This is a genomic window from Natronobiforma cellulositropha (assembly GCF_025629245.1).
In the GTDB taxonomy this organism is placed as follows: Archaea; Halobacteriota; Halobacteria; order Halobacteriales; family Natrialbaceae; genus Natronobiforma; species Natronobiforma cellulositropha.
This window is the reverse complement of record NZ_JANZXN010000006.1, coordinates 15,286-37,533: the sequence shown is the minus strand read 5'-3', so window position 1 is coordinate 37,533 and position 22,248 is coordinate 15,286. Positions and strand designations below refer to the sequence as shown.

General features: G+C 67.1%; 28 protein-coding genes and 1 tRNA gene. 17 read left to right on the top strand and 12 right to left on the bottom strand.

Features of this window, described 5'->3' with window-relative positions; translation table 11 throughout:
- Positions 1 to 33 precede the first annotated feature (33 nt).
- From N0B15_RS02925 to N0B15_RS02915, 3 genes are read left to right on the top strand one after another with little or no spacing between them, the layout of a single operon-like run.
- The gene (locus tag N0B15_RS02925) at positions 34 to 507 is read left to right on the top strand and encodes a DUF7109 family protein (protein ID WP_263017903.1); all 474 of its coding nucleotides are present in this window, start codon (positions 34 to 36) and stop codon (positions 505 to 507) included.
- Positions 508 to 562: 55 nt separating this feature from the next.
- Positions 563 to 1,150: an NUDIX hydrolase gene (locus tag N0B15_RS02920; RefSeq protein ID WP_263017902.1), complete on the top strand. Its 588-nt coding sequence runs from the start codon at positions 563 to 565 to the stop codon at positions 1,148 to 1,150.
- Between the two features lie 50 nt (positions 1,151 to 1,200).
- On the top strand, positions 1,201 to 1,638 hold the full coding sequence (locus tag N0B15_RS02915) for a universal stress protein (protein WP_263017901.1): 438 nt from the start codon (positions 1,201 to 1,203) through the stop codon (positions 1,636 to 1,638).
- 2 nt (positions 1,639 to 1,640) lie between these two features.
- On the opposite strand, the gene N0B15_RS02910 is transcribed toward N0B15_RS02915, so the two are convergent.
- From N0B15_RS02910 to N0B15_RS02895, 4 genes are all read right to left on the bottom strand, one after another.
- Positions 1,641 to 2,057, bottom strand: a complete 417-nt coding sequence (locus N0B15_RS02910) for a DUF3006 family protein (protein WP_263017900.1) — start codon at positions 2,055 to 2,057, stop codon at positions 1,641 to 1,643.
- A 73-nt stretch (positions 2,058 to 2,130) separates the two neighbouring features.
- Positions 2,131 to 2,955, bottom strand: coding sequence for a DUF2796 domain-containing protein (locus N0B15_RS02905; protein ID WP_263017899.1), 825 nt, complete (start codon positions 2,953 to 2,955; stop codon positions 2,131 to 2,133).
- Positions 2,956 to 3,057: 102 nt separating this feature from the next.
- Positions 3,058 to 3,603: a DUF6789 family protein gene (locus N0B15_RS02900; RefSeq protein WP_263017898.1), complete on the bottom strand. Its 546-nt coding sequence runs from the start codon at positions 3,601 to 3,603 to the stop codon at positions 3,058 to 3,060.
- Position 3,604: 1 nt separating this feature from the next.
- Positions 3,605 to 3,880 carry a DUF7553 family protein gene (locus N0B15_RS02895; RefSeq protein WP_263017897.1) on the bottom strand — a complete coding sequence of 92 codons (276 nt, stop codon included), beginning with the start codon at positions 3,878 to 3,880 and terminating at the stop codon, positions 3,605 to 3,607.
- 288 nt (positions 3,881 to 4,168) lie between these two features.
- On the opposite strand from N0B15_RS02895, the gene N0B15_RS02890 reads away from it, so the two are divergent.
- A complete protein-coding gene (locus N0B15_RS02890) occupies positions 4,169 to 7,261 on the top strand; it encodes an FAD-binding and (Fe-S)-binding domain-containing protein (protein ID WP_263017894.1) in 3,093 nt (1,030 codons plus the stop codon).
- 123 nt (positions 7,262 to 7,384) lie between these two features.
- Entirely contained in the window at positions 7,385 to 7,648 is a 264-nt protein-coding gene (locus tag N0B15_RS02885) for a DUF8006 family protein (RefSeq protein ID WP_263017892.1), read from the top strand.
- Between the two features lie 69 nt (positions 7,649 to 7,717).
- On the opposite strand, the gene ahbB is transcribed toward N0B15_RS02885, so the two are convergent.
- Positions 7,718 to 8,758 (bottom strand): siroheme decarboxylase subunit beta, encoded by a 1,041-nt coding sequence (ahbB, locus tag N0B15_RS02880; protein ID WP_263017891.1) that lies wholly within the window; start codon positions 8,756 to 8,758, stop codon positions 7,718 to 7,720.
- A 181-nt stretch (positions 8,759 to 8,939) separates the two neighbouring features.
- Between ahbB and N0B15_RS02875 the strand changes: the two genes are divergently transcribed.
- A complete protein-coding gene (locus N0B15_RS02875; protein WP_263017889.1) occupies positions 8,940 to 10,037 on the top strand; it encodes an anthranilate phosphoribosyltransferase in 1,098 nt (365 codons plus the stop codon).
- A gap of 725 nt (positions 10,038 to 10,762) precedes the next feature.
- On the opposite strand, the gene N0B15_RS02870 is transcribed toward N0B15_RS02875, so the two are convergent.
- From N0B15_RS02870 to N0B15_RS02860, 3 genes are all read right to left on the bottom strand, one after another.
- Positions 10,763 to 10,957 carry a PIN domain-containing protein gene (locus tag N0B15_RS02870; RefSeq protein WP_263017888.1) on the bottom strand — a complete coding sequence of 65 codons (195 nt, stop codon included), beginning with the start codon at positions 10,955 to 10,957 and terminating at the stop codon, positions 10,763 to 10,765.
- Between the two features lie 13 nt (positions 10,958 to 10,970).
- On the bottom strand, positions 10,971 to 11,219 hold the full coding sequence (locus N0B15_RS02865; RefSeq protein ID WP_263017887.1) for a UPF0175 family protein: 249 nt from the start codon (positions 11,217 to 11,219) through the stop codon (positions 10,971 to 10,973).
- A gap of 96 nt (positions 11,220 to 11,315) precedes the next feature.
- Positions 11,316 to 12,284, bottom strand: coding sequence for a succinylglutamate desuccinylase/aspartoacylase family protein (locus N0B15_RS02860; protein ID WP_263017885.1), 969 nt, complete (start codon positions 12,282 to 12,284; stop codon positions 11,316 to 11,318).
- A gap of 101 nt (positions 12,285 to 12,385) precedes the next feature.
- Here N0B15_RS02860 and N0B15_RS02855 point away from each other — a divergent pair, with 101 nt between their 5' ends.
- From N0B15_RS02855 to N0B15_RS02840, 4 genes are all read left to right on the top strand, one after another.
- Entirely contained in the window at positions 12,386 to 12,907 is a 522-nt protein-coding gene (locus tag N0B15_RS02855) for a peptidylprolyl isomerase (protein WP_263017884.1), read from the top strand.
- A 535-nt stretch (positions 12,908 to 13,442) separates the two neighbouring features.
- A complete protein-coding gene (locus N0B15_RS02850; RefSeq protein WP_263017883.1) occupies positions 13,443 to 13,778 on the top strand; it encodes a ferredoxin in 336 nt (111 codons plus the stop codon).
- A gap of 201 nt (positions 13,779 to 13,979) precedes the next feature.
- Positions 13,980 to 14,063 (top strand) — tRNA-Leu (locus N0B15_RS02845).
- 174 nt (positions 14,064 to 14,237) lie between these two features.
- Entirely contained in the window at positions 14,238 to 14,627 is a 390-nt protein-coding gene (locus N0B15_RS02840; RefSeq protein WP_263017882.1) for a DUF7522 family protein, read from the top strand.
- Position 14,628: 1 nt separating this feature from the next.
- Here N0B15_RS02840 and N0B15_RS02835 read toward each other — a convergent pair whose 3' ends face one another.
- Positions 14,629 to 14,820 (bottom strand): hypothetical protein, encoded by a 192-nt coding sequence (locus N0B15_RS02835; RefSeq protein ID WP_263017881.1) that lies wholly within the window; start codon positions 14,818 to 14,820, stop codon positions 14,629 to 14,631.
- 139 nt (positions 14,821 to 14,959) lie between these two features.
- On the opposite strand from N0B15_RS02835, the gene N0B15_RS02830 reads away from it, so the two are divergent.
- Entirely contained in the window at positions 14,960 to 15,454 is a 495-nt protein-coding gene (locus tag N0B15_RS02830) for a DUF5813 family protein (protein ID WP_263017880.1), read from the top strand.
- 11 nt (positions 15,455 to 15,465) lie between these two features.
- Here the strand turns inward: N0B15_RS02830 and N0B15_RS02825 are convergent, their stop codons facing one another.
- Together N0B15_RS02825 and N0B15_RS02820 are read right to left on the bottom strand one after the other, a co-directional pair.
- Positions 15,466 to 15,696 (bottom strand): Lrp/AsnC family transcriptional regulator, encoded by a 231-nt coding sequence (locus tag N0B15_RS02825; RefSeq protein ID WP_263017879.1) that lies wholly within the window; start codon positions 15,694 to 15,696, stop codon positions 15,466 to 15,468.
- Positions 15,696 to 16,409 carry a potassium channel family protein gene (locus N0B15_RS02820; protein ID WP_263017878.1) on the bottom strand — a complete coding sequence of 238 codons (714 nt, stop codon included), beginning with the start codon at positions 16,407 to 16,409 and terminating at the stop codon, positions 15,696 to 15,698. The genes N0B15_RS02825 and N0B15_RS02820 overlap by 1 nt, the downstream gene beginning before the upstream one ends.
- Before the next feature lie 130 nt (positions 16,410 to 16,539).
- Here N0B15_RS02820 and N0B15_RS02815 point away from each other — a divergent pair, with 130 nt between their 5' ends.
- Together N0B15_RS02815 and N0B15_RS02810 are read left to right on the top strand one after the other, a co-directional pair.
- A complete protein-coding gene (locus N0B15_RS02815; protein ID WP_263017877.1) occupies positions 16,540 to 16,770 on the top strand; it encodes an Lrp/AsnC family transcriptional regulator in 231 nt (76 codons plus the stop codon).
- 50 nt (positions 16,771 to 16,820) lie between these two features.
- Entirely contained in the window at positions 16,821 to 17,147 is a 327-nt protein-coding gene (locus tag N0B15_RS02810; protein WP_263017876.1) for a DUF7991 family protein, read from the top strand.
- 4 nt (positions 17,148 to 17,151) lie between these two features.
- Here the strand turns inward: N0B15_RS02810 and tmk are convergent, their stop codons facing one another.
- Positions 17,152 to 17,745 carry a dTMP kinase gene (tmk, locus tag N0B15_RS02805; RefSeq protein WP_263017875.1) on the bottom strand — a complete coding sequence of 198 codons (594 nt, stop codon included), beginning with the start codon at positions 17,743 to 17,745 and terminating at the stop codon, positions 17,152 to 17,154.
- Positions 17,746 to 17,860: 115 nt separating this feature from the next.
- On the opposite strand from tmk, the gene N0B15_RS02800 reads away from it, so the two are divergent.
- The 4 genes from N0B15_RS02800 (at position 17,861) to cofG (ending at position 22,241) form a co-directional block, all read left to right on the top strand.
- Complete coding sequence (locus N0B15_RS02800; RefSeq protein WP_263017874.1) at positions 17,861 to 18,781, top strand: complex I NDUFA9 subunit family protein; 921 nt, start codon at positions 17,861 to 17,863, stop codon at positions 18,779 to 18,781.
- Between the two features lie 294 nt (positions 18,782 to 19,075).
- Positions 19,076 to 20,257 carry a tubulin/FtsZ family protein gene (locus N0B15_RS02795; protein ID WP_263017873.1) on the top strand — a complete coding sequence of 394 codons (1,182 nt, stop codon included), beginning with the start codon at positions 19,076 to 19,078 and terminating at the stop codon, positions 20,255 to 20,257.
- Between the two features lie 103 nt (positions 20,258 to 20,360).
- Complete coding sequence (gene cofC, locus N0B15_RS02790) at positions 20,361 to 21,014, top strand: 2-phospho-L-lactate guanylyltransferase (protein WP_263017872.1); 654 nt, start codon at positions 20,361 to 20,363, stop codon at positions 21,012 to 21,014.
- Between the two features lie 78 nt (positions 21,015 to 21,092).
- A complete protein-coding gene (gene cofG / locus N0B15_RS02785; protein WP_263017871.1) occupies positions 21,093 to 22,241 on the top strand; it encodes a 7,8-didemethyl-8-hydroxy-5-deazariboflavin synthase subunit CofG in 1,149 nt (382 codons plus the stop codon).
- Positions 22,242 to 22,248: the final 7 nt, after the last annotated feature.

Sequence of the window (22,248 nt, the reverse complement as noted above, 5' to 3'; positions counted from 1 at the left end):
GACTCATTTGACTCCGCTGCCAACTCCCGCCTCATGGACGCTACCGTGGACGAACTCGCGGGCGTGGTCGACCTCTTCGGCGGTCTGACACGCGCCGAACTCGAGCGAGCGCTCGCCGAAGCGGCCTTCCGTGAGGGCGGCCAGTCACTCGACGACGACGCGTTCGACGCAGTTCTCGAGGCTGCACTCGACGAATTCGGTCTCGTCCGCTTCGAACCCGCGGGCCGAGACCAGCCCCTCTACGTCGCGGGTCCGACGGCGTTTCCGTCCACGCCGCCCGCCGCCGAGGACCTCCCGCACATCCTCGCACTCGAGCCACGCCCGCTCGACCGGGCCGCCCTCGGCGAGGCGGCGGCCGCGACCTTCCGTGACGCAGTCGACGAGGCGCTCGAGACGGATGACGCCGACCGACTCCGCGACCTCCTCGAGGTGAGCTACGACCTCGAGACCTGGGCCCCGCTCGACCTCGGAGACGAGCGCGAGCGACTCGCGAGTGCGCTCGAGTGAGAACGCGTAGCTGTAAGTAGCTGTGTGACCGACCCTCAGAGTGACCATCCGATCTATGGCACACCTCACTCTCGAGTCTATCGCGGCGTACGAACCCACCGAGGTGACCGACCAGCCCCACGACGCGGCGGTGGTCGCCCCGGTGATCGAACGGGCGGGTGAACACCACCTGCTGTTCACCAAGCGGGCCGACCACCTCGGCGAGCACCCCGGCCAGATGAGCTTTCCTGGCGGCGGCGCCGAACGCCAGGACGGAACGATCCTCGAGACCGCCCTGCGCGAATCCTACGAGGAGATCGGACTCGAGACCTCGGAGGTCACCATCGTCGGCCAACTCGACGACATCCGCACCGTCACCGAGTACGCGGTGACGCCTTTCGTCGCCCGGGTGCCGGACCGGGTCTACGATCCCGACGAGCGCGAGGTCGCGGAAGTCGTCGTCCTCCCGGTCGCGGCGCTGCTCGACCCGACGAACTACGAGTACGACCGCCGGGACCACCCCTACTACGGCGAGATCGTCATCCACTACTTCCACGTCAACGGCTACACCGTCTGGGGGGCGACCGGCCGCATCCTCGTCCAGTTGCTCGAGTTGGCCACCGCGTTCGAGCCACCCGAACGGGTCGACCGCTCGCCGTACTGATCACTGCCGGGGCGAGAGCGCTTATGGCGGTCCGTTCCGAATCTCGAGCCATGTACGACCGCGTCCTCGTCCCCACCGATGGGAGCGACGCCACCGCCGACACGCTCGCCCACGCGCTTCCGATCGCGAGCGCGAACGACGCGACGGTCCACGCGCTCTCGGTCGTCGACACGCGGATCACGGCCGCCGCCGACGAAGACACGCGTGCGGATCTCGAGGCGACGCTCGAGACCGAGACCGAGCGGGCGATCGCGGAGGTGGTCGACGCGGCCACGGAGGCGGGTCTCGAGACGGTCGGCGAGCGTCGCCGGGGCGTCCCCGCGAAGACGATCCTCACCTACGCCGAGGAGGAAGCCGTCGACCTGATCGTCATCGGCACCCGCGGGAAGAGCCCCCGCGAGAAGCTGACGACGCTCGGGAGCGTCTCCGAGCGGGTGGTCGACAACGCCTCGGTGCCGGTGCTGGTCGTCCGCGACGCGGGCCGTTGAGCCTACGAGCGCAGGCGCTCGAGGCGCTCCCGTCTCTCGCGGCGTCGGCGCTCGGTCTCGTTCTCGAGGCGCCGAACCGTCGCCGGCGAGCCACGCTCGAGCGTCACGAGGAGTACCTCGCCCTCCTCGACCGGCGGGAACGAGCCGACGGGGACGACGAGTTCGTCGACCAGTTCGCCTCGCTCCTCGAGGAGGAGAACGACGTGTGCGCCGTCGACGATCCGGTCGACGACGGCGACGACGGTGTCGGGACGGGCCGTGAGCGCCTCGAGCGTCTCCCCGGTCGCCGGGTGTGGCGGCAGTTCGCGCGGACACTGCGCTCGCCTCGCCGCCGCGGCAGTCGGGAGCGTGAGACCGGCGAGCGTGACGGCGAGAAGGCTCTTGAGTACGGTTCGTCGTCCGGTGTGTTCTTCGGACATGGCGGCTCTGGTCCCGTGTTGGTATATAAATTCGGGGACCGGACTCCGGGAGGTTCGTACGGGTGCGCCCCGCTCAGAAGACGCCGGTGATGAACGCCAGCCCCATTCCGACGAGCACGACCGCGGTGATCGTCGGCAGGTAGGGCGTGTAGCGCTCGATGGTCTCGCGGTGGCGCTCGTAGCCCGCGATCAGCAGGAGCGTCGGCAGCAGGATGGCGACGATCACCGCCAGCGAGTAGACGAGCATCAGCTCGAGACAGTAGGCCGTCCCGACGCAGATGGCGAGGATCTGGATGGGTTCTTCGTGAGCGAAGCCGAGTAAGAGCGCCGTCGCCCCCAGGGCGAAGAGCCCACGCTGGGCGTGTGCTTCCTCGAGGTGCTGGTGGCCGCCGCCGGGGAGGGCGTCCCGGAGTCGCGAGAGCACACCGTCGGTGTGCTCTCCGTGGTCGTGTGTGTGCTCGCCGTGGACGTGTTCACCGTGGGAGTGGTCGTGTGCGTGTCCGTGATCGTCGCCGTGTCCCTCGTGGTGTGCGTGGTCGTCGCCTCCGTGGTCGTCGCCGCCGTCGGTGTGGTGGGTGTGGTCGTGGCCGTCTAACCCGGCGTGGCCGCCGTGTCGGTACTCGTGTATGCCGAGCAGGATGAGCATGGTACCAGCCACGTAGCGCAGCCACGGTCCCTTGGCGAAGGCGGCGAAGCCGCTGACCCAGAAGTACGCCAGCACGAGCGCGACGCTACTGACGAGGTGCCCGACGCCGAGGATGAGTCCGGCGGTCACACCCGCCAGCCACCGGTGTGAACGGCCGAGGGCGTACATCGCGGCGATCGGCCACCCGTGATCCGGCAACACGCCGTGGACGAACCCGATTGCGACGACGAGCGCCACGAGACCGAGATCCATATCAGAGAGGCGACGATACGCGCATAAACCGGTTGTTATCACGAACCTCCGGGCTCCGTAATACGAAAACGGGCTGATGTATTCTCGCTCGAGGGCGCCCGGTCAGTTCCCCTCGCCGTACTCGTACTCGGTCTCGGGGTCGTCGACACCTTCCGTTCGCGATCCGACCCACGCGCCGAGGGCGATACCGTAGACGAGGTGGGCGGCGTGGAAGAGCGCGATTTCGTCCGCGTCGAGTCTGACCCCGAGCGATCGGTCGAGCATCACCTGTGAGCCGAACGCCGAGAGCCCCATCCCGTAGACCGACCCCCAGAGGATCCCGCGCTGTTCGGGTTCGATCGCCTGTTCGGCCTCGAGCAGCGCGAACAGGACGCCGAAGAGCGCACCCGCCGCGGTTCCGTACCAGAGGTGGAGGAGTAGCCCGGCGACCGGGTGGTCGTCGGGGTCACCGCCCGCGACGCGCGCCCAGGCGTTCGCCGACGGCGGCAGCGAGCGCATGATCGGCAGACGAAACGCCGTCATGATGAGCGTCGCGACGAACCCCGCCTGGAGACCGCGGACGAGACCCGACGGAACCGTCGCGTCGTGCTCGTCACGCTCGGGCTGGTGGTCTGACTCCGTCAGCCACCGCTGCGCTCGAGTCGCCATCTCACCTCCCCTCCGTTCGGAACTCGTGGACGTAGGCTCTGGCGCGGGCGACGTGTTCCCGTGTCGGCTCGTCCGCTTCGTCGACGAGACCGTCGAGTTTCGACTCGAGTTCGGCGAGGCGGTCGTCTTTCGGGTCGAACTCGCGTTGCGTTCGGCCGCCCGCGACCTCCTCGGTGAGTCCCTCCTCGACCGAGGCGAGTTGCTTGCGGACGACCGAGCCAGCGTGGTCTCTCGCCCGTGTCAACTCCTCGTGTGCACGCTCGAGGTGGTCGCTCATACCGGCCATATGCGCTCGAGGCACGTAGTGGGCAGGGGTGGCTCGCCCACCGAGACCGCTCGATGTACCCTCTCTATGTAGGGGTGGTGCTTGTACTCGTTCACGGCCAACTCCGTACTGCCGTCTACACGGACGGTTGGTCCCGGGGGCGCACGTGGGAAACCGACGGGACCATCGTCAGGCACCCACCCAACCGGACACGTTCCACACCCGTTTTCGACCCACAGATCCGCCTCGCCGGACCGGCGAGTCCGGGACGCTTTACTCGCTGCTCGTCGAGTGTCAGGTATGGCAACGGAGCCGAGCGGCGACCCGGCCGCCGACCGACGGACGAACTACGACTACGCGAGCGACGCGGTCGACCGCCCGGCGCTCGTCTCCGACCTCGAGCGCGTCGTCGACTGTCCGGTGCGCGCGGACTCGTACTCGCGGGCGCTGTACGCGACCGACGCCAGCGCCTACGAGGTGACGCCGATCGCCGTCGTCTTCCCTCGCTCGACCGGCGACGTCGTCGGCGTCGTCGAGTACTGTGCTTCGCGGGAGATTCCGCTGCTCGCGCGCGGCGGCGGCACGAGCCTCGCGGGCCAGTCGGTCAGCCGCGCGGTCGTCCTCGATTTCACCAGGTACATGCACGAGATCCTCGAGATCGATCCCGACGCGCGCTCGGCGACCGTCCAGCCGGGAACGATCCTCGGCACGCTCAACGAGGCGCTCGCAGACCACGGGCTGAAGTTCGCCCCGGATCCCGCCTGGGGCGATAAGAGCGCCATCGGCGGGGCGATCGGCAACAACTCGACGGGCGCACACTCCCTCCAGTACGGCAAGACCGACGCCTACATCGAGGCGTGTGAGGTCGTCCTCGCCGACGGCACCGTCACCCGCTTCGGCGAGGTGACGCTCACGGAACTCGAGGAACGGGCCGACCCCGACGGTGATCTCGAGGGGCGGATCTACGCCGAAGTCGCCCGGATTCTCACGGAGGAGAGCGACGCGATTGCCGACGCCTACCCCGACCTCAAGCGCAACGTCTCGGGGTACAATCTGGACCGCCTCGTCGCCGAGACCCGCGGGGAGACGCTCCCGGGCGGCGAGGTGACGGGCGAGGCGGGGACGGTCAACCTCGCGCGCCTGCTCGCGGGCAGTGAGGGCACGCTCGCGATCATCACCGAGGCGACGGTCGCCCTCGAGTCCGTCCCCGAGACGAAGGCGGTCGCGCTCTGTTGTTACGCGGACCTCCACGACGCGATGGCCGACGTGGAGCCGATTCTGGCGCACGACCCGGCGGCCGTCGAGGCGCTCGACGACGTGTTGATCGACCTCGCGCGGGCGACCGCCGAGTTCGGTCCCGTCACCGAGGTGCTCCCCGACGGGACGAACGCCGTCTTGCTCGTCGAGTTCTACGCCGCAGACGACGCCGAGGGGCGCGAGCGGGTCGCCGGCTTGCTCGCCGACCGCTGTCCGTCGGCGATCCCCGACGCCGACCCACCGGCGGACGCGCCGACGAGTGACGCCGATCCGAGCGCGCTCGCGGCGATAGAGGCCTACGACGAGGACGCACGCGCCGAACTCTGGAAGCTGCGAAAGTCCGGCCTACCGATCTTGCTCTCGCGGACGACCGACGAGAAACACGTCGCCTTCATCGAGGACACGGCCGTCCCCCCGAGCCAGCTACCGACGTTCGTCGAACGCTTCGAGGAGATTCTCGAGAGCTACGACACCTACGCCAGTTTCTACGCCCACGCGGGTCCGGGCGTGCTCCACATCCGCCCGCTCGTCAGTACGAAGACCGAACCCGGACTCGAGACCTTCTACGGGATCTCCGAGGCGGTCTCCGACCTCGTGGTCGAACTCGGCGGCTCCGTCTCCGGCGAACACGGCGACGGCCGCGCGCGCACCCAGTGGAACAGGAAACTCTACGGCGAGCGTGTCTGGGAGACCTTCCGCGACCTGAAGCGCGCGTTCGACCCCGACTGGCTGTTGAACCCCGGTCAGGTCTGTGGGCTCGACGACGACGCGACGCCCGCTCGCGCGCGGACGGTCGACCTCCGGGAGCACCTCCGGTTCGGTCCCGACTACACCTTCGACGCCGGGTTCGACCCCGTCCTCGAGTGGGAGAACGACAACGGCTTTCAGGGAATGGTCGAACTCTGTCACGGCTGTGGCGGCTGTCGCAGCGAGCAGTCGACGACCGGCGGCGTGATGTGTCCGACCTTCCGCGCCAGCCGCGAGGAGATCACGAGCACGCGCGGCCGGGCGAACGCGCTCCGCCAGGCGATGAGCGGCCAACTCGAGCCAGACGAGGCGTTCACCGACGAGTTCATCGAGGAGGTACTCGGGCTGTGTATCGGCTGTAAGGGCTGTGCCATCGACTGCCCGAGCGAGGTCGACATGGCGAAGCTCAAAGCCGAACTCACCCACGAGTACCACGGGCGCAACGGCTCGACCCTCCGGGACAAACTCTTCGCACACGCCGAGACCGTCTCGCGGCTGGGCAGCGCCACCGCCCCGCTCTCGAACGCCCTCGCCGAGGTCCCCGGCGCACGCTGGGCGCTCGAGCGAACCGTCGGCATCGCGGCCGACCGACCGCTGCCCCGCTTTCACCGCGAGACGTTTCGCGACTGGTTCGACGCGCGCGACGGACTCGTCCTCCCCGCCGACGCGACGCGCTCGGCGGTCGTCTACCCCGACACCTACACGAACTACAGCCACCCCGAGACCGGCCGGGCGACCGTGGCCATCCTCGAAGCGGCGGGCGTCTCCGTCTCCGTCCCCGACGGACTCGGCGATACGGGCCGTCCGGCCTACTCGAAGGGCTTCCTCGAGCGCGCGAAGGCGCTCGCCAGAGAGAACGTCCGCGTCCTCGCGCCGCTGGTCGACGCCGGTCTCGACGTGGTCGTCCCCGAACCCTCCGACGCCGTCATGCTCCAGTCTGACTACCTCGACCTCCTCTCGAGTCCAGAGGCCGAGCGGGTCGCGGCGAACTCCTACGGCGTCTGTGAGTACCTCGACCGGTTCGGACTCGACGAGGAACTCTCCTTTGCGGAGGCGGTGACCGACGGCGAGACGCTCACCTACCACGGCCACTGCCACCAGAAGGCGCTTGCCAGAGACCACCACGCCGTCGCCGTCCTCCGCCGGGCGGGCTACGCGGTCGACCCCGTCGACTCCGGCTGCTGTGGCATGGCTGGCAGCTTCGGCTACGAGACCGAACACGCCTCGATGAGCGACGCCATCGCCTCGATCCTGTTCTCCCAGCTCGACGCCAGCGACGGCGAGCGTGTCGTCGCTCCCGGCGCCTCGTGTCGGACGCAACTCGAGGCGTACGATCGCTTCCACCGCGCGCGCACGCCGATCGAAACCCTCGCCGCGGCGCTCGAGTGAGTCGTCGCGCGCACGAACGCCGGGGAGCGTCCGGTGACGGCTACGGCGGTCTCACACCCGAACCCTCCGTAGCGTCCCGCATCGCAAGCTTAAAGGCCGAATCGTTGGGAGTAACGAACAGGAATGATCGAGGTACCTCTCCAGGCGATCGACAACGTCATGCTTCCGTTCCACATGGGGCACGTCCTGCTGGGAGCGCTCGTGCTGGCGGTGCTCGCGGCCCTGCCACTGAAATCGATGAAGATTCTCGGACTCAACGTCATCCTCGTCGGGACGCTCTTCATGCTGACGCCGACGGACATGGCCGGCGAGACGACGCTCTACCGGCTGATGGGCGTCGGCCTGGTCGTCATCGGCCCGATGCTCTACGTCGCCGCCGACAGCTGAAACGCCGTCTCTTCTCGTCTTCGGCTCGTCACCGTTCTCTCCACGCTCGCTCCGCGTCCGTCACCGCTCTCACTCGCCGACGAGGTCCTCGTAGCGCGCACCGGTCTGTTTCAGCGTCGCCGTCGAGTAGAGTCGCTCGTGGGAAAACGGCAGGTAGTCGGCGGCGAGTTCGTCGATCTTCCGGTCGACCGCCTCGGCGTCTCGTCCGTGGATCATGGTGAACAGGTTGTACGGCCACTCCTGGTCGGGGCGGCGCGGCCGGTGATAACAGAGGGTGACGTACGGCAGGCCGCCCGCCCGTTCACCCCGCCGGTCGAGTTCGCCGTCGGGGACGTCCCAGACCACCATACAGTTCGCGTCGAAGCCCGTCACCACGTGGTTGACCACACAGCCGATGCGCTTGATACAGCCGTTCGCCTGCAGGCACGTGATCGACTCGAGGACGTCCTCGACCGGTGCCTCGAGCGCGTCAGCGATGTCGAGATACGGCGTCGCGGTGAGCGGAAAGCCGTCCTGGATCTCGAGTAAGATGGCGGCGTCGAACGCCGAGAGGTCGCCGGCGGCGTCCTCGCTGATCCGCGTCGCAGACGCGTCGGTACCGGTCGTGACCGACTCGCGCGCGAACCGGTCGGCGTTGACCACGGGGAACTCTAAGTCGATGTAGTAGTCGGTCAACATCGGCAAGACGAGGACCTCACAGCCGGTTTTCGCCTCGATCTCGTCGATGATCCGGTCGCGCGTCTCCCGTGAGCCGGCGGTGACGACGAACCACATGTTCCACTCGTGATCGCGCTCGTAGTTGTGGTTCACCTGCCGGTAGCCGTTGACGATGGCGGCGATCTCGTCGAACCGGTCGGCGGGCGCTTCGAGCGCGGCGAGCGTCGAGGAGCCGATCACCGGTGGGTTGAGGACGGCCCCGAACCGGCGGAAGATACCCGCGCCGGTGAGCGTCCGGACGCGCTCGAGCGCCTCGCTCTCGGTGACGCCGAGCGTCTCACCGACGGCTCGAAACGGCCGTTCGGCGATCGGAAACCCGCTCTGGTAGCCGTCGATCAGGGCGGCGTCGATCTCGTCGAGTCCGGCGCGCCAGTCGCCCGACTGGGTGCTCATTGCAGGCGCTAAGGACGACCCCAAGGTAGCGCTTTCGCCTTACTGACGGCACGCGCTCGAGGGCCGATCCGTCGCAGTTCGTTGTGGCTCTGTCGAGAAACGCCGTCGATTTCCGTCACGTTCACTCGGCTATCGCGCCGGGAACGGGACGTTTTTGCGTTCGCTCACCCAACGGTCGCGTATGTCTACGCCAACCCGGGAGTTCGGCGAGTGGCCGCTGAAGCGCCTGCTGACGGAACTCGTCGGCTCCGGCCCGAAGTCCGCAGACGACATGAACCGCGAGCAGGCTCGAGAGGCCTTCCAGCGGATCCTCGCGGGCGAACCCGACGACCTCACCCTCGGCGCGTTTTGGCTGGCGAACCGCTGGAAGAAGAACACGCCGGAGGAACTCGCCGCGTTCACCGACGTCATGCGCGAGGAGTCGGTCGAGGTCGCCGCCCCCGACTGCGACCCGGTCGACTGCGGGGCGAACTACGACGGCAAACACACGAGCGCGCTGCTGGGCGTCGGTGCGGGCGTCGTCGCCGCCGCGGCCGGCACGCCCGTCGTCACCCACTCCGGCGACCGCGTCCCCACGCAGAAGGCGTGTGCGTACAAACACGTCCTCGACGAACTCGGCGTCCGGACCGACCTCGAGCCAGCCGAGAGCGCCGAGATGGTCGACGAGACCGGCTTCGGCTTCTACTACCAGCCCAACTTCAACTCCGGCATCGACGCGCTCTACGACCGCCGCGACCAGATGGGCGTGCGCACGTTCGTCAACACCATCGAGACGCTCGCGAACCCCGCCGGCGCGAGCGTCCACCTCGGCTCGTTCTACCACCTCGCCTTCGCGAAGAAGACGACCGACCTCGTCGCCGAGAGCGCCCACCTCGAGTTCTCGCGCGTCATCATGTTCCAGGGCATGGAGGGCTACGACGACATCCGCCCCGGCTACACCAAGGTCGCCGAGTGGGAACGGGCGAGCGGTGACGACCCGGACGCCGAAGACGCAGACAGCTTCGAGGACTACGAGATCGAAACCGCGAACTACGGCATGGACTTCGAGAGCGAGGACCTCGCCGTCGACGCCGTCGAAGCCGACTCCGCGGCGATCACCGAAGCCGTCCTCTCCGGCGAGCGAACCGACCACTTCGCCGACGCCATCGCACTCAACGCCGCCGTCAGAATCTACGCGCGCCGTGACGCCGAGACGCTCGAGGAGGGACTCGAGCGCGCTCGAGACGTGATCGCAGACGGCACCGGGGCGGCGGTGCTCGAGGAGCTGCGCGCGTTCTGAGTGTCAGTCGCGGTCGGACGCTTCGACGGCTTCGATCGCTCTCTGTGTGAGGTCGTCACCGATCCAGAACCCGGCGTCTCGGAGGTCGTCGAGTGCGGTCTCGATCTCGACTATACCCGAACGGGCGGCCTTGATTACATGAAAACAGGCGCAAAGCTCGCCCTTCAGGGCGGGGATACGCGCCGTACGGCCCGCTACACTACGGCCGGCGTCGTATCGTATACCAAGCCAATCGCGTAAAGTATCAATCGGAAGATTCGGGGCCGCTTCCCGCCGATACGGACGATTCCACGCCCGCCGGCGGCAAACCCGCCGGGGAGTACGTGGTTCAGGCTCGTTCGTCGTCCTCGCAGTACCCCTACCCGTCACTGGAGACGGACGGCAACGCCCGCGCAAACGAGGGGGCGACGGCACCCCAAACCCCGCCCCGTTCGCGGTTGCCCACTCTGCCGAAGCGGTTCGGTGGAGTTCGGTCGATGGCACGACCCGTGCCGGCTCCGTCGAAAGGACGGAGCCGGACGTATGCGTTCGGACGGTCGCCCCTGTTGCGGTCGGGCGACCGGGCGTATGCGGAGCCACAAGCGGGGGAGTCCGCAACGGACTGGCGTCGTCACGCGCCCACCGCCCCGACGTGGTGCTCACGAACCCGGTACTCCCGTCGGGGAGGAAGTTGCCTTCGGGGTCGCGTCGGACCGCCCGACGCCCCACGGGGGAATCCTCGCGCTTCAGCGCGGGGAGGATGTCAACGTGACGAACTCACGTTCGAGGAACGATTCGAGGCGTTCGACGGCCGCTTCGCCCGCCAGTAGTTCCTTGCGAACTGTCTCTGGTACGATCAGTGAGTCGAACTGCGCTGTGAGGAGGCCGAGACGGTCAACCAGTGCGAGATTGAGAATGGGTGAGGTATCCGAGACGACCACCGGGCGGTGCCGTTCACTCGAGGGCATACTCGAGGTCGTCGGTTAGCTCCTCGTCGGTGTAGTGTCGCTCGACTCCGCGGGAACCGAGGAGCGCGCTGAATCGCTCGTGGGAACACGCGGTGAGTTCTCTCGCCTTTCCGAACGAGAGGACGTCGCGCGCGTACAACGAGATTGCCAACTCCTCGCGCATCACCTCTTCACGCTCGTCTTCGGGGAGCTGAAGGGCCTCGTAGACCTCGTCGGAAATCTCTATCGCGGCCATACTCGCTGAGATGTTCCATGACTGATTAAGCGTTGTCCCAGTCGATCGGCCAACGACAGCGCCGCGGCGGTGCTCGAGGGTCTGCGCGCGTTCTAGTCACTCTCGGACGATGGCGACGCTCGCGAGCTGGTCGCCCGCGTTCACCGTCGCCTCCCTCGTGAGCGTGTAGAGAATGCCGTCGCGGTCGCTGGCCACCTCCTGGAGGCGTTCGTAGGTCGCTGGATGGGTCACCGTCCCGAGGTTCGTTCCCTCGGGGACGTACTGGCCCAACTCGAGTCCGGGTCGCGCGCGAAACAGTCCCGGGGCGCTCGCGGTCACCTGCCCGAGGTGGTTTCGCGCGTGGGTCTGCTCGCGCTCGAGCGCCGGTCCCTCGAGCATCCCGAGGTGGCGCATGACGGAGAACAGTCCCTCGACGCCGCGGTCGATGGCGTCCTCGACCAGGTGTCTGCTGTGTGCGAGTTCGGGCGTGATCGCCGGAATGCCGTGTCTGACGGCGACGACGCGAAGCTTTCCGTCGAACCCCCGGTCGAACCACTGCTCCGGGGCGTCCTCGTCGGCCTGCTCTGAGAGCACCAACTCGGTGGCGAACGCCTCGGCGAGCGCTCGCGAGTCGGCGTCGCCCTCGAGGTAGACGACGTGGGTGAGCATGTCGGGGCTTCCGGTGTGGAGGTCGACGACGGCGTCCGCGCGGGCGATGTAGTCCCAGAGGCGGGCGGCCATGCGCTGGTGGAGGCTGCCGCTCTCGTCGCCCGGCCAGACGCGGTTCATGTTCGGGTTGACGCTGTCGAGCGTGTCGGGTGCGGTGTAGGAGACGTGGTCGAACGTCAGCGGGTTCGCCACGGGGACGGCGACGAGTGTCCCCGCGAGTTTTCGCAGCGAAAGGCGCTCGTGGACCCGTCGGAGGACCTCCGAGCCGTTGATCTCCCGGCCGTGTTGGGCCGCCTGCACGTAGAGCGTCGGTCCGTCACCCGCCCCGTCGTAGGTGTGGACCGTCGTCCGAACCTCGACGCCGGAGGGCAACGTCGCGAGCACCAGATCCGTCGCCGTGTACGTTCCGGGAGTCATCGCCCGGGGATTCTACGGCCGCCGGTATGTACCTACGGGGTGGCCGTCCCCCTCCGCTCGAGACCACCACGGTTTTCACCCGTCCCCTCGTCGGCGAGCGTATGGGAAACCCAACTGCAACCTTGCACACGAGTGAAGGTGACATCGAGGTCGAACTCTTCGAAGAACGCGCCCCCCGCACGGTCGCGAACTTCATCGGTCTCGCGACGGGCGAGCGTGAGTGGACCGATCCCGAGAGCGGCGAGCGCGTCACCGACCGGCCGCTCTACGACGACGTCCTCTTTCACCGCGTCATCGACGGCTTCATGATCCAGGGTGGGGACCCGACCGGCACCGGCCGCGGCGGTCCGGGCTACCAGTTCGACGACGAGTTCCACGACGACCTCTCCCACGACAGCGCCGGTATCCTCTCGATGGCGAACGCCGGGCCGAACACCAACGGCTCGCAGTTTTTCATCACCCTCGACGCCACGACCGGTCTCGACGGCCGTCACTCCGTCTTCGGGGAGGTCACCGACGGCATGGACGTCGTCCGATCGATCGGTTCGACCGAGACCGGCGCGAAAGACCGCCCCGTCGAGGACATCGTCCTCGAGTCGGTCTCCGTCGAACGCGACGAGTAATCGCCCGCTCGTGGTGCGGTGTTGCGGCCACGAACGATTCTGCACGCGCCACAATTCTTTACCTTCGATATCGGTGTAGTTTATCTGGCTGGTATGGAAATATTAATGTATTATCGGCTCGTAGGTGCTATTGCCTGACGCGGGTCGGGGCGGGGTCCGGCGGAGTCGATGGGGGTCGACTCCGCTGGCGACAGTTCGCTGCGAGGCGAGTCCCGCTTGCCACCACACACGCGACCGCACGTCACACCGTCGTGCGCAGTCCGCGGGGACAACGGTCCTACACCACGTGTGGTCTACGACAGATCGTCACATCCGATCGCCGCGTTGGGGTCGCTGATCGCTCGACGGCACGAACACGCGCCGTCGGTTACCGATCTCGCAACACACATCCACACACCAACTACTCTCTCGGTCGGTGGCCACAACCACCATCACCACCAGCACCGTTCGCCACCGACCACCAACCCACCTCGAGCGCGACCGCACGGTTCGCACCAACCGCAACCCGAAAGTCGGTCCGCACGAACACACGACCATGAGTGACGACCCACCACGACCGAGCGAGGTCGGCTCGAGCGACGGCCCACCCGTCGCCGAGAAACCCTACAAGATCATCTTCGAGGCCAACAAGTGCTTCGGCGCGGGCAAGTGCGCCGAGGTCGCCGACAACTGGGAGATGGACCTCCAGACCGGTCTCGCGCGCGCCCGCTCGTACTTCATCGGCGAGGACGAACTCGAGGAGAACATCCGCGCCGCCGAGGTCTGCCCCGCGAAGAAAGGCGACGGCTGTATCCACGTCGTCGACCGCCGCACTGACGAGGAACTCGCCCCCGACCCCCACGGCGACGGCACCCTGAGCGTCGACTGGTAGCGCGCTCGAGCAGTTCTTCTCGCCGGAAGCCCCCTGAGCGCCACGCTCGCGTCACTGACAAACGCTCCACCAAAAGCCGTCGTCACCCCCGTTGGGGGTTCCTCGGCCCGCTCACTCGCTAGCGCTTGTTCGCGGTCGACGAACGGGGCACATCGAAACGCCCATTTTAACGCGGCGGAAAGGGAGAAGTACAGTTCTGGTGCGAGGGTAGCCAAGCAGGCCAACGGCGGTGGGCTTAAGACCCGCTCCTGTAGAGGTCCGAGGGTTCAAATCCCTTCCCTCGCATGTCAGCGCGAACACCGGCGAGCGGTGGCTACGAACGGATCGGTGTCAACGAGGCCGAGGTTCTGTGACCCCCGGTTGCGGGTTCTGTGGGTGTTCACGTTCGCACCCTCGAGCCGGTCCTCTCACAGCAATGAGGGCGGAGGGTTAAGGTATCGGCGGGACAACCGTGACGGTATGGCATCTGGGCTGCTGCCGGCCGAGACCGCTGATCGAATCGAGACGACCTGTCGCACTGCCGTCGGTGACAGCTTACGTTCGGTCACGTACTTTACGCGTGACGATTACGAACAGCTGTACCTACGCGACGACCTCGAGCGTGACGCCGACCTCTCGACGTTCATCGGCCACGAGTGGCGCGAGTTCTCGACGACGCGGGCGGCCTACGAGGGCTCCGAACTCGGGGCGTATCGCTACACGATTCGCGCCTTCGAGAACGGGTTTCTGGTCCGGGTTACCTCCGAGCGGGAGGGCATTTTCGTGACGACTGACGGCCTGACGATGAAAGACTTCGAGGAAGTCGTCACGGCAGTTCGGTCGGTGCTCGAGGGGCGTAGCCGGGACTGAGTCAGTCGCTTCCGGTCGGCGCTCGGCCGTGTCGACGATGGTGCGGTACCTCGCCGTCCGTCTCGAGTGCTGGGTCGTGGCCCGCTCGAGACGGTTCCTCGAGCGTCGTTCCGACCGGAAGGCCGAACTCGCCGTCGGTTCCGAGAACGCGTGCGAACCGCCGGCGCTCGGCGGCGTATTTCTCTGGAGTCATTTCATCGGACCACACCGGTTTCCACCGTAGTTATGGTGTTCGTATGTCGTGGTAATATCGTATTTCGACGGCATAATTCGGGTTCGTGACGTACCTGCGAACGCAACGCCCTTTGCCGGTGCGCCCCTCCGCTCGAGCGATGACTGAGACGTCGCTTCCCGACGCCGTCGAGCGGGCGCTCGACGCACACGAGGCGTTCGAACGCGTGGACGACGGCTACGCACTCTCGACGAGTGTCTTCGAGACGACGGTGACGGCGACACCGGCTGACGAACCTAAAGACGGCCGCGTTCGCGTTTCCGTCACGCTGCCGACGCTCGACGCGGCCGTCGAGGGTGAGACCGTCGCCCCCGTCGTCGAAGATGGCTGGTTCGAGACGCTCGAGCGGCGACTGGTCGACGTGTTCACGGTCGCGAAAACCGAGACGTACGAAGCGCCAGTGGTCGAACGCACCGGCCGGACGGTGACGGTCGTGCTCACCTACGACGCCTGGGACGCGAAGACGGGCGTCGCCGACGCGAAGGCGCTCGCGGAGTTCGTCGAAGGGACGTTCGCACAGGGTATTATTCCGGGCTACACCTACCGGGGGCCGGCGAGGGAGTTACTCGAGAACGCACAGTCGCGGGGCCAGTAGGGCCCGTTTCATCAGTCCATCGCGATGTACGTCTGGGTGTCTTCGACGCCGCTGATGCCCTGAATCCGGGTCGCGGCGATCTCTTTGACGGCGGCCGGGGTTTCGACGGTCGCTTTGGCGATGATGTCGACGTCGCCGGCGACGATGTGTGCCGATTCGACGCCCTCGATCGTTTCGATACTGTCGCGTAGGCGGTCGGCCTCGCCGGTGTTCGCTTTCACCATGACGAACGCGGTCACCATCAGTTGACACCTCCGTGGCCCTGGTGACTCGAGGCGGCGGCCGTCGAGACGGGGGTGGGGTCACCGACGAGAATCTGACGGACGTCGCTCAACACGGCGAAGTCGGCGAGGACGACGAGTCGGTCGCCGGTCTCGAGTGACTCGTCGGGGCTCGGAATCCCCAGTTCGCCGCCCGCTTTCCCGAAGGCCAGCAGGGTGGCGTCGGCCGGCAACTGGAGTTCGCTGATCGTGTAGCCGCGGACCGGTGCCTCGTCGGTGACGGTGAGTTCGACCACCTGGAGGTTCGCGGCGATGTCGGCGACGGCACGGATCGTTCCGCCGAGGAGGGCGTTTTTCGCACCCATCGCGCCCAGGCGTTCGGGGTAGATCACCTCGTCGACCTCGTCTGCGTACTTGCGGTAGATCTCCTCGCGGTAGTCCTCGTCGATGCGCATGATCGTCCGACAGCCGTGGTGTTTCGCGATCATACACGCCGCGAAGTTGACGTTGAGGTCGCTCGTCAGTGCCCCGAGCGCGTCGGCGTCCTCGAGACCGGCGCGCTCGAGGATCTCCTCGCGAGCGCCGTCGCCCCTGACGACCTCGAACTCCTGGTTCCGTGCCCGGCGTACCGTCGACTCGTCGAGTTCGACGAGCGTCACGTCGTGGCCCTCCTCGCGGAGGACGCGCGCCGTGCGCAGTCCGACCCGTCCTGCACCAATGATAACGAATCGCATAGACATGGACTCGCATACGACGCCCTCGCTCAATAAGCTTCCCCCCTCGAGACGGACGTGAGTGGCGGCGTAGACTCGTCGCGGGAAAAGGCTTTTATCGTGTGACAGAGTACCACACCTCCGATAGACGATGGTCCACGCGTTCATCATGGTGAAGACGGCTGCAGGGATGTCCGAGGACCTCCTCGGTGACCTCCGTGAACTCGAGTCGGTCAGCGACGCTCACATCGTCGCGGGAAACTACGATATCATCACCGAGGTCGACGTCGACGAGGTGTACGAGGTGCTCGAGGTCGTCTCTTCGGGCATCCAGAGCTTCGACGGGGTGACGGACACGAAGACGTACATCGCGATGGACTGACCGCGCTCGCATTCGACAGCGAAAAGGCGACGCAGTCGCTAGTTCCGACCATGGTCTCAGCCGTCTCGGCCGTCGTCTTGCTCGTCATGATCGGCGTGCACACGCTGTTCGCCGCCGTCGCAACCCGATTCTTTCGCATTCGGCTCGAGACGCAGTGGGGTGCGGCCATCTACACGCTCGTGCTGATTCCGCTCGTCCTCCTCGCCTCGACGCTCGTCTGGAGCGGTGCGCTCGGCATCGGCACTGACCTCGGCTCGCGCGAGATGGTCGTCATGCTCGTGATCGCGCTGCCGCTCGCGCTCGGCTACACCATCGACGTCTTCTGGATGCCCCACCCCGACGAGGTCGAACTGCCGGAGCCGGCCGACGACCGCTGAGGCGCTACTCGCGCTCGCCCCCGAGTGCCTCCGTGATCGCCTCTGCGACGCGCTCGAGGACGGTCTCTGGTGTCGCCGTTGCGTCGACCTCGACGAACCGCTCCGGGTCGGCCGCGCGGAGTCGCTCGTAGTTCTCGCGTACCCGTGTGAGGTAGGCGGCGCGTTCGAACTTGTTCGTCGAGCCTGCCCGCGCCGCGGCGCGCTCGGGGTCGAGATCGAAGTAGATCGTCAGGTCGGGGACGGCCGTGAACGGCCGGTGGATCTCCTGGACGTACGCGAGTGGCTCGTCGAGGACGCCCTCGAGCGTCGCCCCCTGGTAGGCGTAGCGAGAGTCGGTGTAGCGATCGGAGATCACGAGGTCGCCGCGCTCGAGCGCCGGTTCGACCACGCGCGAGAGGTGGTCGGCGTGGTCTGCGGTGTAGAGGAAGAGTTCGGCGAGTGGGTCGGCCGTCTCGTCGCCGATCGAGCGATACACCGCCTCGCCGTACCACGAGTGTGTCGGCTCGCGGGTGAACACCGCGTCGGGGTAGCGCTCGTGGAGGGACTCCCAGACCGTCGTCTTGCCGCTTCCGTCGAGTCCCTCGAGCGTGATCAGCATCTGTCCGAACCTCGTCCCGGGGGGTACTTGGAATCAGCGGTTGTCTCCGCGTCGCGTCGGGACCCTACCTATGTAACCACGCAGCTATTTCCTGTTGGCGACAGATACTCCCAGTATGAACGTCCTCGTCGCTGGCGGAACGGGCTTCATCGGCACGAACCTGTGTAACGAACTGGCCGACCGCGGCCACGAGGTGACGGCACTCTCACGGACGCCCGACGGTGGCGAGTTCTCGCCGGGCGTCGACACCGCGGTCGGGGACGTGACGGCGTACGACTCCATCGCGGAGACGGTCGCCGGCCACGACGTCGTCGTCAACCTCGTCTCGCTCTCCCCGCTGTTTCAACCTCGTGGCGGGGCGACCCACGAGGAGGTCCACCTCGGCGGGACGCAGAACCTCGTTCGGGCGGCCGAAGCGGGTGGCGTCGGCCGGCTTCTCCAGATGAGCGGACTCGACGCCGACCCCGACGCCCCCACCGACTTCCTCCGCTCGAAGGGGCGTGCCGAAGCGGTCGTCCGCGACGCCGATCTCGAGTGGACGATCTTCCGCCCCTCGGTCGTCTTCGGCGAGGGAGACGAGTTCGTCGGCTTCACGAAACTGCTGACGACGCCGTACCTGACGGGGTTGCCGGGCGGCGGAAAGACACGCTTTCAGCCCATCTGGGTCGGTGATCTCGCGCCGATGCTGGCCGACGCGGTCGACGACGACCGACACGTCGGCCGGACGTACGAACTCGGCGGGCCGGAGGTGTTGACGCTCGCTGACGTGACGAAACTCGCCTACGCGGCCGAGGGCAAGTCGGTCACGATCCTCCCGGTACCGATGGCGCTCGCCTCACTCGGTCTCGCGGTCGCCGGCCCGGTCCCGTTCGTCCCGTTCGGTCCCGACCAGGCGCGCTCACTCTCCGTCGACAACACCGTCACGGAGAACGACGTCTCCGAGTTCGGTCGAAGCGAAGCCGACCTGCGGACGCTCGCATCCTACCTCGGACTCGAGCCTGCCCCGACCGGCGAACCGACGGAAGCACCGGCCTGAGGACCCGCTCGACGCGGTCGCCGGTCTGACGGCCGCTCGAGCCACGACGTCGGTGGCCGGTCCGACGGCCGCTTTTCTCGCCAGGTAAACGAAGAACAGTTTGGCCCAAACACTTACGTAAAAGGGTAGGTTTCTCTGGAGTGAAATGTTTCTGGCTACTGGTAATACGTTCTTAAAACGACTCCCTGTCGGCTGGTTTCGGGTAATAAGTCGTTTTGAGAGAAATTCAGACCATCACAAGGTTTATATCCTTTATCGCACTGGTTTCAAGGCAACGGAGCCCCCTAACCAACTATGAAGCTGGCGATGATCGGATTCGGACAGGCCGGAGGAAAAATCGTCGATCGATTTCTCGACTACGACGATCGAACGAACAGCGGAATCGTCCGCGCGGCGATCGCGGTCAATACCGCGAAAGCCGACCTCATCGGTCTGACGAACATACCACAGGAGAATCGCGTACTCATCGGCCAGGCTCGAGTGAAGGGCCACGGTGTCGGTGCAGACAACGAACTCGGCGCGGAAGTCGCAGAGGAGGACATCGACGAGGTCCAGAACGCGATCGACGCCATCCCGACCCACGAGGTCGACGCCTTCCTCGTCGTCTCCGGGATGGGCGGTGGCAGCGGCTCGGGCGGTGCCCCGGTGCTCGCCAAACACCTGAAACGGATCTACACCATTCCGGTGTACGGTCTCGGGGTCCTCCCCGGGACGGACGAGGGTGGCATCTACACGCTCAACGCCGCCCGCTCGTTCCAGACGTTCGTCCGCGAGGTCGACAACCTCCTCGTCTTCGACAACGACTCCTGGCGACAGACCGGCGAGTCCGTCGAAGGTGGCTACGACCAGATCAACGAGGAGATCGTTCGCCGCTTCGGCATCCTCTTTGGCGCCGGCGAAGTCGGCGATGGACAGGAGGTCGCAGAGAGCGTCGTCGACTCTTCGGAGATCATCAACACGCTCGCCGGCGGCGGCGTCTCGACCGTCGGCTACGCGAGCGAGGAAGTCGAACTCAACACCGGCGGCGGGCTACTCTCGCGCTTTACCGGTGGGAGCGGTGGCAGTACCGACGGACTCGACGCGGCGAACACGACCAACCGCATCACGAGTCTCGTGCGCAAAGCCGCCCTCGGCCGTCTCACGCTTCCCTGTGAGATCGACGGCGCAGAACGCGCACTGCTCGTCCTCTCCGGTCCCACCGAGTACCTCAACCGGAAAGGAATCGAGCGCGGGCGCAAGTGGCTCGAAGAGGAGACCGGCAGCATGGAGGTCCGCGGCGGTGACTTCCCGCGGAACGAACCCGAGGTCTCGGCGGCCATCCTGCTCTCGGGCGTCACGAACGTCCCGCGGATCAAGCGCCTCCAGCAGGTCGCCATCGAAGCCCAGGACAACATGCAAGACATCCAGGCCGAGAGCCAGCAGAACCTGGAGAGCCTGGTTGGCGACGACGAAGACGAACTCGAGCCGCTGTTCTAGCTTCGCCTTCGGACTCCCCGTCGCCACCGCTCGCCGGTGGCGTTCCGACGGAACTCGCCAGCTTCGACGCCTTTTTTCGTTCGCTGTCGGTACCTCGAGTCGTATGTACGTCGTCGTCCCGTTCTCACCGGAGCGTCCGAAGACGCGCCTCGCACCGGCCCTCGCGGCCGACGAACGTGAGGCGCTCGCCTGGGCGATGCTCGCCGACGTACTCGAGGCGGTCCGGGAGACGGGTCACACGCCAACGGTGCTGACGACGGCTCCACTCGAGCCACCGCGGGTTCCAGAGACCGACCACCTCGCCGATGACCTGTGGGCCGACCTCGAGACGGTCGTCGACGACCGCCCGCTCTCTACTGCGGTCAACGCCCTGCTCGAGGCGGCGGAGGACTCGGCCGCGCTCGTCATGGCCGACCTCGCACTCGCCACGCCCGACGCGCTCGAGACGCTGTTCGCGGCGGACGCCGACGTGGCCATCGCGCCCGGCCGCGGCGGCGGGACGAACGCGCTCGTCGTCCGCCACCCCGGGTTTCGCGTCGACTACCACGGCACCTCCTACCTCGACCACCACGACCGTGTGCGAGCGATCGGTGCGAGCCTCGAGTCTGTCGACTCCTTTCGCCTCGCGACCGACGTGGACGAACCCGCGGACCTGGTCGAAGTACTGGTCCACACCGACGGGTACGCGAGCACAGTGCTCGAGCGCCTGGGCTTCTCGCTCACCGTCACCGACGGCCGGGTCGGACTCGAGCGATGACCGCCGACGGCCGCCGACTCGGGCCGGGACGGCCCGCGGTGAACACACTTATCTCTCGGTAGCCGACACACCGAGGTGATGATCCCTGGTGCGGCGCGTTACGGTGTCGAGGTGTCCGTCGACGAGGCCGAGGTCGACCGTCTCCTCGCGGTCACGCCCGCGGACGTCCCGCGGGCGTCGGCGCTGACGTTCGCGCGAAACGTCTTCGTCCCGCTGACGACCGCCTGTCGCTACACCTGTACCTACTGCACCTACTTCGACCCGCCCGGGCAGGCCTCGCTGCTCTCGCTCGAGGAGGTCGCCGAGATCTGTCGCGAGGGGGCCGCGGCGGGCTGTACGGAGGCGCTCTTCACCTTCGGCGACGACCCCGACGAGCGCTACGAGGAGATTCACGCCCAGCTCGCCGAGTGGGGCTACGACTCGATTCACGCCTACCTGCGGGCGGCCTGTCTGGTCGCACTCGAGGAGGGACTGCTCCCGCACTCGAACCCGGGCGACCAGACGCGAGAGCAGCTGGAGACGGTCGCCGACGTGAACGCGAGCATGGGCGTGATGCTCGAGACGACCGCCGAGGTCGCCGCCCACGCGGGTCCGCGCCGGAAAGAGCCGGGCCAGCGCCTGCGGACGATCCAGACCGCGGGCGAACTCGACGTGGCCTTCACGACCGGTATTCTGGTCGGCATCGGCGAGTCCTGGCGCGACCGGGCGATCAGTCTCCTCGCGATCTGTGACCTCCACGAGCGCTACGGCCACGTCCAGGAGGTGATTATCCAGCCGGTGGCGACCAACGAGCGCTGGCGCGGCGAGACGCCCGCCCTCGAGACGATGCGACGGGTGACGGCGATGGCTCGTGCGGCCCTGCCGGAGACGGTCTCGGTGCAGGTGCCGCCGAACCTGGCTTCGGCGGCCGATCTCGTCGACTGCGGCATCGACGACCTCGGTGGCGTCTCGCCGGTCACGGTCGACCACATCAACCCTGCCTACGAGTGGCCCGCCCTCGCCGAACTCGAGCGGGTCGCCGACGGGGCGGGCGTCCCGCTGCGCGAGCGCCTGCCGGTCTACGAGCGGTTCGTCTCCGGTGAGGTCCACCCCGACGGCGTCGACGGCGAGGCGGTCTCGCCGGGGCGTGCGTGGCTCTCGCCGGAGATCGAAGCGGCGCTGACGGCCGACGACGAGGCGGGCGCGCGTTACCGGGCCGTCCTCGCGGGCGAGACTGGCGTCCGCTGATCCGACC

What these genes read in the sequence shown, in the direction of transcription:
- N0B15_RS02915 (WP_263017901.1), top strand. Translation starts at nt 1,201, where the DNA reads ATGTACGACCGCGTCCTCGTCCCCACCGATGGGAGCGACGCCACCGCC.
- N0B15_RS02875 (WP_263017889.1), top strand. Translation starts at nt 8,940, where the DNA reads ATGTCTACGCCAACCCGGGAGTTCGGCGAGTGGCCGCTGAAGCGCCTG.
- N0B15_RS02905 (WP_263017899.1), bottom strand. Translation starts at nt 2,955, where the DNA reads ATGGATCTCGGTCTCGTGGCGCTCGTCGTCGCAATCGGGTTCGTCCAC.
- N0B15_RS02895 (WP_263017897.1), bottom strand. Translation starts at nt 3,880, where the DNA reads ATGAGCGACCACCTCGAGCGTGCACACGAGGAGTTGACACGGGCGAGA.
- tmk (WP_263017875.1), bottom strand. Translation starts at nt 17,745, where the DNA reads ATGCTGATCACGCTCGAGGGACTCGACGGAAGCGGCAAGACGACGGTC.
- N0B15_RS02920 (WP_263017902.1), top strand. Translation starts at nt 563, where the DNA reads ATGGCACACCTCACTCTCGAGTCTATCGCGGCGTACGAACCCACCGAG.
- N0B15_RS02865 (WP_263017887.1), bottom strand. Translation starts at nt 11,219, where the DNA reads ATGGCCGCGATAGAGATTTCCGACGAGGTCTACGAGGCCCTTCAGCTC.
- N0B15_RS02855 (WP_263017884.1), top strand. Translation starts at nt 12,386, where the DNA reads ATGGGAAACCCAACTGCAACCTTGCACACGAGTGAAGGTGACATCGAG.
- cofG (WP_263017871.1), top strand. Translation starts at nt 21,093, where the DNA reads ATGATCCCTGGTGCGGCGCGTTACGGTGTCGAGGTGTCCGTCGACGAG.
- N0B15_RS02910 (WP_263017900.1), bottom strand. Translation starts at nt 2,057, where the DNA reads ATGTCCGAAGAACACACCGGACGACGAACCGTACTCAAGAGCCTTCTC.
- ahbB (WP_263017891.1), bottom strand. Translation starts at nt 8,758, where the DNA reads ATGAGCACCCAGTCGGGCGACTGGCGCGCCGGACTCGACGAGATCGAC.
- N0B15_RS02885 (WP_263017892.1), top strand. Translation starts at nt 7,385, where the DNA reads ATGATCGAGGTACCTCTCCAGGCGATCGACAACGTCATGCTTCCGTTC.
- cofC (WP_263017872.1), top strand. Translation starts at nt 20,361, where the DNA reads ATGTACGTCGTCGTCCCGTTCTCACCGGAGCGTCCGAAGACGCGCCTC.
- N0B15_RS02815 (WP_263017877.1), top strand. Translation starts at nt 16,540, where the DNA reads ATGGTCCACGCGTTCATCATGGTGAAGACGGCTGCAGGGATGTCCGAG.
- N0B15_RS02820 (WP_263017878.1), bottom strand. Translation starts at nt 16,409, where the DNA reads ATGCGATTCGTTATCATTGGTGCAGGACGGGTCGGACTGCGCACGGCG.
- N0B15_RS02900 (WP_263017898.1), bottom strand. Translation starts at nt 3,603, where the DNA reads ATGGCGACTCGAGCGCAGCGGTGGCTGACGGAGTCAGACCACCAGCCC.
- N0B15_RS02860 (WP_263017885.1), bottom strand. Translation starts at nt 12,284, where the DNA reads ATGACTCCCGGAACGTACACGGCGACGGATCTGGTGCTCGCGACGTTG.
- N0B15_RS02850 (WP_263017883.1), top strand. Translation starts at nt 13,443, where the DNA reads ATGAGTGACGACCCACCACGACCGAGCGAGGTCGGCTCGAGCGACGGC.
- N0B15_RS02825 (WP_263017879.1), bottom strand. Translation starts at nt 15,696, where the DNA reads ATGGTGACCGCGTTCGTCATGGTGAAAGCGAACACCGGCGAGGCCGAC.
- N0B15_RS02835 (WP_263017881.1), bottom strand. Translation starts at nt 14,820, where the DNA reads ATGACTCCAGAGAAATACGCCGCCGAGCGCCGGCGGTTCGCACGCGTT.
- N0B15_RS02795 (WP_263017873.1), top strand. Translation starts at nt 19,076, where the DNA reads ATGAAGCTGGCGATGATCGGATTCGGACAGGCCGGAGGAAAAATCGTC.
- N0B15_RS02890 (WP_263017894.1), top strand. Translation starts at nt 4,169, where the DNA reads ATGGCAACGGAGCCGAGCGGCGACCCGGCCGCCGACCGACGGACGAAC.
- N0B15_RS02800 (WP_263017874.1), top strand. Translation starts at nt 17,861, where the DNA reads ATGAACGTCCTCGTCGCTGGCGGAACGGGCTTCATCGGCACGAACCTG.
- N0B15_RS02840 (WP_263017882.1), top strand. Translation starts at nt 14,238, where the DNA reads ATGGCATCTGGGCTGCTGCCGGCCGAGACCGCTGATCGAATCGAGACG.
- N0B15_RS02925 (WP_263017903.1), top strand. Translation starts at nt 34, where the DNA reads ATGGACGCTACCGTGGACGAACTCGCGGGCGTGGTCGACCTCTTCGGC.
- N0B15_RS02830 (WP_263017880.1), top strand. Translation starts at nt 14,960, where the DNA reads ATGACTGAGACGTCGCTTCCCGACGCCGTCGAGCGGGCGCTCGACGCA.
- N0B15_RS02810 (WP_263017876.1), top strand. Translation starts at nt 16,821, where the DNA reads ATGGTCTCAGCCGTCTCGGCCGTCGTCTTGCTCGTCATGATCGGCGTG.